Here is a 12,916-nt window from a genome sequence, read left to right as displayed (position 1 = left end):
GAGACGGCTATTTTCGAGGACGCGTTCGACTTCGACGCGGGTAGCGTTCGTGCGGAAGCGACCGACGAGGAGCAGACGCACCTGCCGACCGGTGACGAAACGCCCGCAACCAATGACTCCCCCGTCGTCGTCGGCGTGGATCAGGCGTTCATCGACGACCTCGCCGTGAGTGCGCTCGTCGCGTCGCGGGATGGGGAGGTCGTGGAGCGCGTCCACGCCGCCGTCGAGACGGAGATCCCGTACATCCCCGGACTGCTGTCGTTCCGGGAGGGAACCGCAATTTTGCGCGCCTTCGAGAAGTTGACCGTCTCGCCCGACCTCGCCGTCGTGGACGGAAGCGGCCGCATCCACTTCCGGCAGGCCGGAATCGCCACGCACGTCGGCGTGATGTTGGACCTGCCGACCGTCGGCGTCGCCAAGAATCTGCTCTGTGGCGAGTTGCGCGACCCGCCGCAGGGGCACATGGACGCGGGCGAGCGCGTTCCCGTGGTGGCGAATTCGCGGGTCAGCGCGCCCGACGGGACGGTTATCGGGTACGCGCTCCAGTCGCGCCAGTATCCGAACCCCGAGAAGCGCCACATCAACCCGTTGTACGTCAGTTCGGGCCACCGCGTGAGCGCCGAGACGACCGCGGATCTGGTCTGGCAGCTCTGTGCGGGGTACAAACTTCCCGAACCGACGCGGCGGGCGGACGCCTACGCTGATGACGTGAAGGAAACCGTTGATACTTAGCCACCCCCGTCCGAAGGAAACCCCATGGCTGAGACTGTGCTGATAACTGGCTGTTCGTCGGGAATCGGTCGGGAGGCCGCGCTCTCGTTTCTCGCGGACGGCTGGGAAGTGTATGCGACCGGCCGAAACCCCGCCGATATCGAGACGCTCGGGGAGAAGGGCTGTACTATTTCGACGCTCGACGTCACCGAGGACGAGGACGTGGAGCGCGTCATCGGGAGGATCATCGACGAGCACGGCCACCTCGACTGCCTCGTCAACAACGCGGGCTACGCTCAGCCCGGTCCCGTCGAGGACGTGCCGATCGAACAGGTGCACGCGCAGTTCGACGTGAACGTCTACGGGCCGCTTCGACTGGCCCGTGCCGCATTGGAGCACATGCGCGAGCGCGGAAAAGGGACCATCATCAACGTCTCCAGCGCGGTCGGCCGCGTGGCGGTGCCCGGCATGGGAATCTACAGCGGGTCGAAGTTCGCGCTGGAAGGTATCTCGGACTCCCTCCGCGGTGAAGTCTCCGAATACGACGTGGACGTCGTGTTGGTCGAACCCGGCCCGGTCGATACCGAGTTCTACGACCGCGCCAGCGACGAGGTCGAGGGCGTCGAGCGCTCCGGTGGATACGAAAGTTTCTACAAGATGTACGGCGACCGGCAGGCCATCGACGGCGGCATGCCCGGCGCGGTCCACCCCAAGGAAGTCGCTGACACCATCCTCGACGCGGCGAACGTTCAGCACCCGAACGCCCGCTATCAGGTCGGGACGATGGCGCGGATAACCGAGTACGCGCGCATCCTGCCCGCCGCGTGGCTCGACAAACTGTACGGGACCGTGACGGAACTCTCGACCAACGACTGGGTCAAGAAGTTCTTCGACTAAATCGGGAAGCGCGACGAGGGGTCGTGTTTGATTCTTTTATGACCATCCCCGTTCGAGCACGAAACCACACCATCCGCATGGCGCGCGACGGTCTTGATGCGGCTTGGATACTGAAATCAAAACAAAACCAACCCCATCTCGTAGCAAACGGAAGAGACGACAAAATCGAAGAATCAGTCCAGACAGGCGGCGACGACGCGCAACATCTCCTCGCCGCGGACTTCGTCGGCGAACAGCGGAACGCGCTTGATCGTGTGCCCGCGGAACACGTCCTGTGCTTCCCGAAGCGCGCCCTGCTGGACCTCCCAGCGCTGTTGGCAGAACTCACAATCGTCGAGATTTGGAGTGGCGAACTGCTCCGAATCGACCGAATCGGTCACGTCCGCGAGGTTCTCCATCACGCGGTTGACGACGACCGTGCCGACCGGAATTCCGAACTCCTCCAGTCGCGCGAGCAGGCGCTTGGATTCGAAGACGCTCATCTCCTCGGGGATCATGACGACGCGGAAGTCGGTCCGCGACGGGTCCCGTAGCGTCGTCCGGAGTTCCTGAATCCGTTCCTTGAGTTCGTCGAGGTCGCCCATTCCCTCCTCGGGGTCGGCACCGCCGCCGAACACGTCCTTCACGCCGTCCATCATCCCACTCAATCGCTGGCGCAGGCTCATCATCCGGCCCACCATCGTGTCCATCAGTTCGGGCAGTTCCAGCAACCGGAGGGTGTGTCCCGTCGGCGCGGTGTCCACGACGACGCGGTCGAACCGCTCGTCGTCCAGAAACTCGATTAGCTTCTGCATCGCGGCGGCCTCGTCCGCGCCGGGCATCGCCCCGCCGAGGAGCGACGCCATCGGGCCATCTTCCTCGTCACCGAGCATGCCGCCGAGCGGACTTCCTTCGCCCATCATTCCGGCCTGTTCCTCCAGTTCGGCGTCCGGATCGATCTCCGCCGCGTAGAGGGGAATATCCTCCCGAATGCGCGTCGCTTCCGCCGGAATGTCGCACTCGAACGTGTCCGACAGGGAGTGTGCCGGGTCGGTCGAGACCACGAGCGTTCGTGTTCCGTCGCGCGCGCTCGCCAGCGCCGTCGCGGCGGCCATCGTCGTCTTCCCGACGCCGCCTTTGCCGCCGTACAGCACGTACTCAGGTGCATCGATCCCCGCGGGGACGACGTCCTCGTCGATTTGCTCGACGGGTTCCACGTCGATTTCGGCCATACCGGTGCTATCGGGCCGACGTTTACGTACCTTCTGTTGTCCGCATCACGAAGGCCAAACGAATGTAGTTGGAATCCACTCCACTCGACACTCTGTTTTCTCACTACCTATTCGCAACCTTTCCCGTAACCCGTCTCCTTTTGCCGTCCGGTTCCCAACCCACCCCCAATGACTCTCACCAAGCGGATCATCCCGTGTATCGACGTGGACTTGGACGACGACGGGAACCCGGCGGTGTACACCGGCGTCAATTTCGAGGACTTACAGTACACGGGCGACCCGGTCGAGATGGCGCGCCAGTACAACGAGGCGGGCGCGGACGAGTTCGTCTTCCTCGACATCACGGCCAGCGCGGACGGCCGCGAGACGATGTTGAACGTGGTCTCCTCTGTCGCCGACGAGGTGTTCATCCCGCTGACCGTCGGCGGCGGCATCCGAACCCGCGAGGACATCAAGGAGACACTGCGCGCCGGAGCGGACAAGGTGTCGATCAACACCGCCGCGCTGGAGCGCCCGGAACTCGTGACGGAGGGTGCGACGGCGTTCGGCAGTCAGTGTATCGTCATCAGCGTCGACGCCCGCAGACGGTTCGACGAGGAGGGTGAACACTACGAACAGGTGGACGGCGAGTCCTGCTGGTTCGAGTGCACGGTCAAGGGCGGCCGCGAGGGGACCGGAATCGACGTGGTCGAATGGGCGAAGGAAGCCGAGTCGCGCGGCGCGGGCGAGTTGTTTGTCAATTCCATCGACGCGGACGGGACGAAGGACGGTTACGACGTCCCGCTGACCAAGGCCGTCTGCGATTCGGTTTCGACGCCCGTCATCGCCTCGTCGGGGTGTGGCGGCCCGGAGGACGCGTACGAGGTGTTCACCGACGCGAACGCGGACGCGGCGCTCGCGGCGTCGATCTTCCACTTCGGCGAGTACTCGATTCGGGAGGTAAAGGAGTACCTCGCGGACCGTGACGTGCCTGTTCGGTTGTGACTTTCCGGTCACTCGTCGTGCATCACGAAGACCGAAACGAAATACGAACCCGAAAACTCAGGCGCTCGTGAACGCTTCGTGGAACGCGCCCGTTTTGTCTTTGACGTTCTGTGCACCGGCCTCCAAGGCGTCGATGGGATCGACCCCGTCCTCGGTTTTGACGGTGAGGAGGGGGTCAGTCTGTCCACCCGACTGCTCGGGGTTCAGGTCGTAGGTCGCCGCCGCGACGCCCTCGGTTTCGAGGAGTGCACCCTTCAACACGTTCATGAAGGTGTGGTCCTCGTCCCCGATTTCGATCCGGAGTTCCGTATCGCTCTTCTCGATAACCCGCAGTTCCATACCACGGAATTCTCCATTCTCGCGTTTCAATCTTGCGAACGCGTGTTTCCATGTTCACGGATCGCCGAGTCGGGGTGGGAGCGTTCGAACTGGCGCTCGGAGAGCAGACGTCTCGACAGCGAGCGCTCGGGAGCGGGGAAAACGGGAAAACGAGTTCGCGGTCAGAAGTCGATCTGCGAACCGAAGTAGATCACGACGACGAGGAAGATCCACACCGCGTCCACGAAGTGCCAGTACATCGAGACGGTCGTCACGGAGACGTGACGATCTGCGGAGTACTGCCCGTACAGCGAACGAACCAACACGATGCCCAGGAGCACCGCACCCATCGTCACGTGCAGCCCGTGCAGTCCGGTCAGGCCGAAGAACGCGCTGTTGAACACGCCGCCGGTGAAGGTGAATCCCTTTTCGATGATGAAGTCATAGTACTCGTACACCTGCCCGCCGAGGAATATGACACCCAGAACGAGCGTCGTTGCGAGACCGGCGATGAATCCACTCCTGTTGTTCTTTCTGAGTTGGATGTGCGCCCAGTGAATCGTGACACTGCTGGCCAGTAGCAGTATCGTGTTGATGAACACGATCGAACTGACGACGTCGGGAACCTCTCCGATCGACGGGGGCCACGTTCCGACCCGGATGAAGAAGTAGTAGACGAACCCGGCACCGAACGTCGCGATTTCGGTGCAGAGGAACATTATCATCCCGAAGCGTAGCTTCGGCGATCCGGATGACTCCTTACTCCAGAAGTGCTTGACGAAGGCGTGATACACCCACCCGTACAGTCCGCTGAGGAAGACCGCGGCGGCACAGATGAACACGATGGGGCCGACGTTCGGCCCGACCATGGTGTCCCCGCCGTGTCCCAGAATGTACAGTGCGGCACCGACGTAGAACCCTGATGCGCCGAGTACCGTGATGATCGGCCACCACGACGCCTCGCCGAAGCCTTTCGGCCAGTCTTCGACGGCCGGGAGGTGATGGCCGTGCTCCTCTGTCGAATCGTCCGTTACCGTCATACAGAGACGGTTGCGGCCCGACTACTAAAAATGCACCCAAAGGCGCTCGTCGGACGAACTGTCGGCGATGGTTTCAGTATGCCTGAGTCATCACTACGGAATCATCATCGAAACGGAAAAAATCGGTATTACGCCGACGAGTTGTTGCCGCCTGCAGTACTGTTACCGCTCGAACTGTTGTTGCCACCCGCAGTACTGTTGTTACCGCCGCTGCTCGAACTGTTGTTCCCGCCGTTGCCGCTCGAACTTCCGCCGGAGTTCTTCTTCTCCTGTTGTTTCAGCCACTTCTCGTACTTGGCGTTCGAGACGACGTGCACCTTGCTCAGCATGACCGAGTGACCGGAGCCACAGTACTCAGCACAGTACACCTGATACACCCCTTCCTTCGTGACTTTCGTCTTGATGGTGTTGTTCTCGCCCGGTATCGCGTCCTGTTTCAATCCGAGTTTGGGAACGTGGAACGAGTGTATCCAGTCGGTCGATGTGACGTTGAAGTACACCGGTCTGTCCTTCGGGATGTAGAGGTCCGTCGAACCCGTGATGTTGTGCTCGGGGTAGTTGTAGGTCCAGAAGTAGCGCTGACCGATGACGTCGACGGTGACCGCGTTCGGTTCCTTGTTCATCGTGTCCTTCGGCGTCACCGTGACGTACTGGTTCGCCATGACGCCGTAGGACGCGACCCCGACGAAGAGGAGGACGATCGCGGTTGCGACCGTCCACGTGATTTCGAGCCGTCGGTTCTCCTTCGTCGGTTTCGGGTCGTCGTTGTTGCGGAACTTCCAGACGGTGTAGAAGAGGATCCCCTCGACGAGGATCGAGATGGGGATCGCCGCGTACAACAACTGGCTGTTGAGCGTCCGAATCAGGGAGTCTGTCGTCGAATTGTAGGCCGCTACAGGGTCGACAGCGACTGCGAGGAACATCGCGCCGAGGGCCACGATGAGTCCCATCCGCTTGGAATCCATATTGGCCTAGCCTTCGGAAGTGATCCATAAATATGTGCTGACTTCACTGCCGTCGAAAGTCGGATGGTCTAAGTACGCGGGGATACAATTCGTCAGACAACGGTGCCATTGCAGGATTCCTCATCTGGACGGCTCGAACGTGCACTGACAGCGACCGTTGTCGGCGTCTATCTCTTGGTCGTCGTCGGTGCGACGACCTCGCTCGTCAACGCCGTCTCCGCGTGCCCGACGTGGCCCGCCTGCAACGGCCATTGGATCGTTCCGTTCCACGATCCGAACCTCATCATCGCGTGGACCCATCGCGTGGTCGCGCTCGTCGTCGGCCTGCTGTTGTTCGCCACGACCGTGCTGGCGTTCCGTCGTAACTCCCGACCGCGAGTGAAAGCGGGAATCGGGTTCGCCGCGATACTCTACCCGATACAGGTCGTCCTCGGCGCGTATGCGGCCACCTCCGCGACGACGACCTCGTTCGCCGACACCCACCTCGTCGTCGGCATGGCGATCTTCACCGGTGTCGTCCTCGCACTCGCGTGGACGCTCGAACCCGAAGAGTCGGATGGGGCGGTCGGTATGACGTTCACCGACCCGGAACCCATCGACGAACCGACCGAAACCGGCGACCTCGTCGGCATCACGGCGACCGCGTACGCCTACTTCCGCCTGATGAAACCGCGTTTGATGTGGTTGCTCTGTCTCGTCGCCTCGGCGGGGATGGCGCTCGCGGCCGGATCCGATACGTTGCAGGTGAGCACCATCGTCGCCACGCTCACCGGCGGCGTCCTCTCCATCGGCGCGAGCGGGACGTTCAACCACGTCCTCGAACGCGACGTGGACAAGCGGATGAACCGCACCGCGGACCGCCCCGCCGCGACGGCACAGATTCCGCTTCGGAACGCCATCGCCTTCGGCTTCCTGCTGGCCGCCGCGTCGCTGGCCGTCTTCCTCTCGGTGAACCTGCTCGTCGCTATCTTCGGCCTGTTCGCCATCGTGTTCTACAGCGTGATCTACACGCTCATCCTGAAGCCGAACACGGTGCAGAACACCGTCATCGGCGGGTTGGCCGGGTCACTTCCGGCGCTCATCGGTTGGGCCGCCGTCTCCGACGATATCGGCCTGCCCGCGCTGGTGCTGGCCGGTGTCATCTTCCTGTGGACGCCCGCCCACTTCTACAACCTCGCGCTGGCGTACAAGGACGACTATGCGCGCGGTGGATTCCCGATGATGCCCGTGGTTCGCGGCGAGGCCGAGACCCGAAAACACATCCTGCTGTGGTTGGGTGCGACGCTGCTCGCGTCGGGGGTCCTCGCCACGGTGACGACCCTCGGTTGGTTGTACGCGCTCACGACCATCGTGTTCGGGGCGGTCTTCCTGGTCGCGGTCGTTCAACTCCACCGCGAACGCGACGACAAGGCGGCGTTCCGCTCGTTCCACGCGTCGAACGCCTACCTCGGGGCGCTGTTGCTCGCCATCGTCGTCGATGCACTCGTACTATGAGCACCGCATTCACACGCTATCGGCCGTCCCACGAATCGCTGCTGTTGGGTGCCGTCGTGCTGAACGCGGAGTTGTTCGCGCTGCTGGCCTTTCTCGCCGTCAAGGGACTGTCCCACGGCTATGGCTTCCGTTACCTGCTCTACCCCTTCATCTGGATAAACGTCGGGCTGTACGCGGTGTGGAAGACGAACCCGGTTCGAACGAACGAGCGCGACCGGTGGGTCGCGCTCGCCATCGCAATCGGGTATTTCGTCCTCGTCGCGTACTTCGGCGGTCTGTTCGGCCGCACCGGAGCGCTCCCCGGATCGCTGGCGAACGGGTTTCGAATCTCGTGGCTCCCGCCGGGATGGGGACCTGCCCTGCTGTATCACAACAGCGTGTTTCGGGTCGAGATCCTGCCGTTCAAACTGATCGGCTACCTCTCGCTCGCGTATCTCGTCTACGCCACCGTCCTCGACGCGGCGGGGTCCGCGATTTCGGGGGTCCTCGGCCTGTTCTCCTGCGTGAGCTGTTCGTGGCCCATCGTCGCGTCGCTCATCACGGGGGTCGCTGGCGCGGGATCGGGACTCGCCGCGACGGTTTCGTCCGGTTCCTACGACATCTCGACGGTCGTGTTCGTCGTCACCGTCCTGTTGCTGTACTGGCGGCCGACGATTCGGTGGGGACGAGAACGAAACTCGTAATATCCCATCGACCGACCGAAGAACGGATCGAACGACTACGGGGGCGATGGGGCGGGAATCGGTAGGATCGATGGGCTGAACGCGGACGATGTTGAATAATTATTCGGGCAAAACTATCTTGGCTCAGTCAGTTCCGATTTCGATGTGATGTCGGTCGACGGACCGCTTGGTGGTCGAATCGAACTCCTTACTTAGCAACGGCGAGAAGTTCCGGGCATGTCCGACGCACTCGTCGCCGAGAACGTTCGGAAGGAATACGGCGACACCGTCGCACTGAACGGTGTCTCCCTCTCGGTCGGCGCGGGCGAAGTGTTCGCGCTCATCGGGCCGAACGGGGCGGGCAAGACAACACTCATCCGGTCACTGACCGGGACGATGACTCCCGACGGCGGGAGCGTTTCCATCCTCGGTGCGCCACCCGGTAACGTGGACAAGTCACGGGTGGGACTGCTTCCGCAGTCGTTCGACCCTCCGGCCCGGCTTTCGGCCCGTGAACTCGTCGCGTACTACGCGGGCCTGTACGACGGCGCCCGCGACCCCGACGATGCTCTCGCCGACGTCGGTCTCACCGACACGGGCGACACCTGGTACGAGAACCTCTCCGGAGGACAACAACGCCGGGCCTGTGTGGCTGTGACGTTGGTCAACGATCCCGACATCCTCTTTTTGGACGAGCCAACGACCGGAATCGATCCGGCCGGACGTCGCGCGCTCTGGGGACTCGTCGAGGACCTCGCGGACGGCGGAACGACGGTCTTTCTGACGACTCACTACATGGCCGAAGCGGAACAACTGGCCGACCGGGTCGGACTCCTCGCGGACGGCGAAATCGTCGCCGTCGGAACGCCCGACTCGCTCATCGGCGAGTACGGCGGCGAGAGCCGACTCGTCGTGGAAACCGCGACCCCACGGTCCTCCGTCGAGATGGGATACACCGTCGAGGAGACCGAAGCCGGACTGGTGTTCGACGGCGTCACCCCCGCCGACATCGGGGAGGTCGTCACGGACTTGAACAGCCGCGGCGTCGAGTACGAGGCCCTGACGTGGACCGAACCGGACTTGGAGGACGTGTACCTCAGGCTGACCGGCGCATCGCTCGGGCCGGAAACCACGCGGTATGCCGGTGAGGCCGCCATCGCCGGAGGTGACCAATGACGTCGTTCGGTCGCGTCAGGTCGGAGGCCGGTGCGGCGTGGCGGTCGTTCCTCCGCCGTCGCACCGCCGTGTTCTTCACGTTCTTCTTCCCGGTCATCCTCATCCTCATCTTCGCGGTGCTGGTACAGACGAATCCGGGTTCGGGTGGCTCGGGCGGCCTGTTCTCGAAACCCCCGGCGTACTACCTGCCGGGCTACCTCGCCGTCGTCGTGCTGTTCACGCCCCTCTCGCGCGTCGGGAGTTCAGTCTCCCGGCATCGCGAGTCGAACCGCTTCGAGAAGTTGGCGACCACGCCGCTCACCAGAGCCGAATGGCTGCTCGCACACACCCTCGTCAACGTCGTCATCATCGGCCTCGCGGGCGTCATCATCCTCGTGCTGATGACCCTCGTGACGAGCACGGGCGTCTCCCTCGCCACGTTGCCTGCCGTCGCGGTCTTCATCGCGCTGGCGGTCGCGCTGTTCTGCGGTCTCGGTTCGCTGCTGGGGAGTTACGCCGGGTCCTCGGACGGCGTCATCGCCGCCAGCAACGCCATCGCCCTGCCGTTGCTGTTCCTCTCGGACACGTTCGTCACGCCGGACCTCCTACCGTCGTGGTTCCGTCCCATCATGAACATCTCGCCGCTGACGTACTTCGCGCGCGGCGTCCGAACCTTGACGTACTCCCACGGGGCCGTCGGCGGTGACTTGGTCATCCTCGCCGCCCTCGCCGTGCTGTTCTTCCTCGCCGGGTCCTACGCCATCCCGGAGACGGACTGATCGGCGCTTTCGCCCCACGTTCGTCGTGACCGGACAGGGGCTTTCGAAGCCTCTCATCCGGCGCGAAAAATCACACGAGAACGACAATCAACCCCAATTCGTGACGAGCGTCGTCACTCGAAACGAGTCGATCTACTCCTGCAGAACGAGCCGTCTTCCGTCCATATCTCCACCTTGTGACGAGAAGCACGTAAACGAAATTCCTCGCCCGCGCCGTCGAATCCGTTTCTCCGGAGAGAAAATCCGGTAAGAGTCCTGTGAAACCGTAGATGCTATACACCTCTCGCCGGAACTATCTCGATAATGAACGATACGGCCACAGACGTCTCTCGGAAGCAGGCGTGGCTGATGGCGGCGCGGCCACATACCCTTCCGGCGGCCGCCGCGCCCGTCATCGTCGGCATCGGGTTCGCGCTTCACGAGAAGCAGTTCGCGCCGCTTCCGGCGCTCGCGGCTTTCATCGGCGCGGCGCTGATCCAGATCGGGACGAACTTCGCCAACGACTACTACGACGCCGTGAAGGGCGTCGATACCGACGAACGGACGGGATTTACCCGCGTGACACAGTCGGGGCTCATCGCGCCGAACGAGGTCAAACGGGCGATGTACGGCACCTTCCTGCTCGCCATCGTCGTCGGGGTCTACCTCGTCTACGTCGGGGGATTACCGATCCTCGTCATCGGCCTCGCGAGCGTCATCAGCGGCATCGCCTACGCTGGCGGGCCGTTTCCGCTCGGCTCACACGGACTGGGCGACCTGTTCGTCTTCGTCTTCTTCGGCGTCATCGCCGTGATGGGAACGTTCTACGTGCAGGCCGCGAGCCTCGTCGCCGCGCCGTTCCTGCTCGCCATTCCGGGGGGAACCGTCACGATGACCGCGTTCCTGGCGAGCCTCCCGGTCGCGGCCATCTCGACGAACATCCTCGTCGTCAACAACGTCCGTGACTTGGAGAACGACAGGAAAGCGGGAAAGAAGACGCTGGCGGTGCTCATCGGCTACCGTGCGAGTCGCGGCGAGTTCATCGGTATGCTCGCCCTTTCCTACCTCGTCCCCATCTACTTCGCGACCACGTCGGCGTTCGGTCTCGCCGTCCTCCTGCCGCTCATCACGGTTCCGTACGCCGCGATGATCACCCGGACGATGCTCACGAAGACGTCGGGTGAGGCGCTCAATCCGGCGCTCGAACAGACCGGAAAACTGCTGGCCGTCCACGCGGTCTGTTTCGCCATCGGTATGACGGTATGATTATCGAAACGCACGAGTTCTCGCTTCCGCTGGAGTCGCCGCTCGACACGGCACACGGCCCCATCGAGCACCGAAAAGGCATCCTCATTCGCATCGATGACGGCGACGACGTCGGCATCGGCGAGGCGACGCCGCTTCCGGGGTGGACCGAATCACTTCCGGCGTGTCGCGCGGCCATCGCGCACGTCGATGACCCCGAGAGCGCACTGTCGTCCCTCGAATCGACACCGGCGGCCAGACACGGCTTCGCGCTCGCGCTGGCGGACCTGCGGGCGAAGCGGGAGGACCAACCGCTGTATCGGTTTCTCGGCGGGCCGGACCACGTCGAGTCGGTTCCGGCCAACGCCACCGTCGGCGACTGTTCGCGTATCGAGACCGTGGCGGCGGTGGAGGACGCGGTCGATTCCGGGTTCGAGTCCGTGAAGGTGAAAGTCGGTGCACGTTCGCTTACGGACGACGTGTCCCGCCTCCGGGCGGTTCGGGATGCGGTCGGATCGGACGTCGAACTCCGCGTCGATGCGAACGGCGGGTGGTCACGCGCGGAGGCACGCGAAGCGTTTCACAAGTTCGACTCGCTTCGAATCGCCTACGTCGAACAACCGCTTCCGGCCGACGACATCGGCGGTCTCGCCGACCTGCGCGGCCGGCCGGTCGGCGTCGCCGTGGACGAGTCCATCGCGGAAACGTCGGTCGAGGCGGTCCTCGACGCGGGTGCCGCCGACGTGCTGATCTGCAAACCGATGGTGATCGGCGGTCCTGATCGGGTGGTGGAGGTCGCGAAACGCGCCCGGAACGAGGGCGTCACGCCGGTCGTCACGACCACCATCGACGGCGTCGTCGCCCGGACGGCGGCGATTCACGCGGCGGCCGCGATTCCCGACCGTCTCGCCTGCGGGGTGGCGACCGGAACGCTTCTGGGGCGGGATCTGGGTCCCGACCGGGCGCGACTCGTGGACGGGTCGGTCAGCGTTCCGCAGGAACCCGGAAACGGCGTGGCGGATACGTGGGGTGAGTCATGAACGAACGGAAGAGGAACGAGCGGGGAATAAACGAGCGAGTGATGAACGAACCGCCGATGAACGATTGGCTCTCGCATCGGGCGGACGTGTCGCCCGACCGAACCGCCATCGTCGAAGCGGCGGACGGCACCGAGTGGACGTACGCGGAACTCGATTCGGCGGTCGAGGGGATTGCCGAAAAGCTGGCCGGATTGGGGCTCGGGAAAGGGGATCACCTCGGCATGCTGATGGAGACCCGGATGGAGGGCGTGCTGCTCGTCCACGCCGCGATGCGGTTGGGCTGTGTGCTCGTCGGACTGAACGTCCGTCTGGCCACCCCGGAACTCCGCCGACAGGTCGCGGTGACGGATCTATCAGTTCTCGTCTGCGAGGCCGACACCGAAACGGTGGCTCACGAAATCGCTGGGGAGGGGATGGATGGTGAAAGCACTCGAAA

14 protein-coding genes are annotated in these 12,916 nt (G+C 63.5%); 10 read left to right on the top strand and 4 right to left on the bottom strand.

What is annotated here, in order from left to right; genetic code table 11:
- On the top strand, positions 1-732 hold a 732-nt coding region (locus WBV42_RS18175), incomplete at its 5' end, for an endonuclease V (protein WP_423987274.1).
- Between the two features lie 24 nt (positions 733-756).
- Positions 757-1,608, top strand: a complete 852-nt coding sequence (locus tag WBV42_RS18170; RefSeq protein ID WP_423987273.1) for an SDR family oxidoreductase — start codon at positions 757-759, stop codon at positions 1,606-1,608.
- Positions 1,609-1,781: 173 nt separating this feature from the next.
- Here WBV42_RS18170 and WBV42_RS18165 read toward each other — a convergent pair whose 3' ends face one another.
- The gene (locus WBV42_RS18165) at positions 1,782-2,819 is read right to left on the bottom strand and encodes an ArsA family ATPase (RefSeq protein ID WP_423987272.1); all 1,038 of its coding nucleotides are present in this window, start codon (positions 2,817-2,819) and stop codon (positions 1,782-1,784) included.
- Positions 2,820-2,987: 168 nt separating this feature from the next.
- Between WBV42_RS18165 and hisF the strand changes: the two genes are divergently transcribed.
- Complete coding sequence (gene hisF / locus WBV42_RS18160; protein WP_423987271.1) at positions 2,988-3,803, top strand: imidazole glycerol phosphate synthase subunit HisF; 816 nt, start codon at positions 2,988-2,990, stop codon at positions 3,801-3,803.
- A gap of 57 nt (positions 3,804-3,860) precedes the next feature.
- On the opposite strand, the gene WBV42_RS18155 is transcribed toward hisF, so the two are convergent.
- The 3 genes from WBV42_RS18155 to coxB form a co-directional block, all read right to left on the bottom strand.
- Complete coding sequence (locus tag WBV42_RS18155; protein ID WP_423987270.1) at positions 3,861-4,142, bottom strand: DNA-directed RNA polymerase subunit L; 282 nt, start codon at positions 4,140-4,142, stop codon at positions 3,861-3,863.
- A gap of 161 nt (positions 4,143-4,303) precedes the next feature.
- A complete protein-coding gene (locus WBV42_RS18150) occupies positions 4,304-5,161 on the bottom strand; it encodes a cytochrome c oxidase subunit 3 (RefSeq protein WP_253226416.1) in 858 nt (285 codons plus the stop codon).
- A 128-nt stretch (positions 5,162-5,289) separates the two neighbouring features.
- Entirely contained in the window at positions 5,290-6,126 is an 837-nt protein-coding gene (gene coxB, locus WBV42_RS18145; RefSeq protein WP_423987269.1) for a cytochrome c oxidase subunit II, read from the bottom strand.
- Between the two features lie 108 nt (positions 6,127-6,234).
- On the opposite strand from coxB, the gene cyoE reads away from it, so the two are divergent.
- The 7 genes from cyoE to WBV42_RS18110 form a co-directional block, all read left to right on the top strand.
- Positions 6,235-7,620: a heme o synthase gene (gene cyoE, locus WBV42_RS18140; protein WP_423987275.1), complete on the top strand. Its 1,386-nt coding sequence runs from the start codon at positions 6,235-6,237 to the stop codon at positions 7,618-7,620.
- Positions 7,617-8,303 carry a DUF7546 family protein gene (locus WBV42_RS18135; RefSeq protein WP_423987268.1) on the top strand — a complete coding sequence of 229 codons (687 nt, stop codon included), beginning with the start codon at positions 7,617-7,619 and terminating at the stop codon, positions 8,301-8,303. The genes cyoE and WBV42_RS18135 overlap by 4 nt, the downstream gene beginning before the upstream one ends.
- Positions 8,304-8,519: 216 nt before the next feature.
- Entirely contained in the window at positions 8,520-9,458 is a 939-nt protein-coding gene (locus tag WBV42_RS18130; RefSeq protein WP_423987267.1) for an ABC transporter ATP-binding protein, read from the top strand.
- Entirely contained in the window at positions 9,455-10,216 is a 762-nt protein-coding gene (locus WBV42_RS18125; RefSeq protein WP_423987266.1) for an ABC transporter permease, read from the top strand. The genes WBV42_RS18130 and WBV42_RS18125 overlap by 4 nt, the downstream gene beginning before the upstream one ends.
- Before the next feature lie 303 nt (positions 10,217-10,519).
- Complete coding sequence (locus tag WBV42_RS18120) at positions 10,520-11,461, top strand: 1,4-dihydroxy-2-naphthoate polyprenyltransferase (protein ID WP_423987265.1); 942 nt, start codon at positions 10,520-10,522, stop codon at positions 11,459-11,461.
- On the top strand, positions 11,458-12,480 hold the full coding sequence (locus tag WBV42_RS18115) for a mandelate racemase/muconate lactonizing enzyme family protein (RefSeq protein WP_423987264.1): 1,023 nt from the start codon (positions 11,458-11,460) through the stop codon (positions 12,478-12,480). Before WBV42_RS18120 ends, WBV42_RS18115 begins: the two co-directional genes overlap by 4 nt.
- Positions 12,477-12,916, top strand: a 440-nt coding sequence (locus WBV42_RS18110) for an AMP-binding protein (RefSeq protein WP_423987263.1), incomplete at its 3' end; no start/stop codon positions are given. The genes WBV42_RS18115 and WBV42_RS18110, both read left to right, overlap by 4 nt.

Source organism: Haladaptatus sp. (genome assembly GCF_049589095.1).
In the GTDB taxonomy this organism is placed as follows: Archaea; Halobacteriota; Halobacteria; order Halobacteriales; family Haladaptataceae; genus Haladaptatus.
The sequence above is the reverse complement of the archived record's forward strand: the minus strand, read 5'-3'. Positions and strand labels throughout refer to the sequence as shown.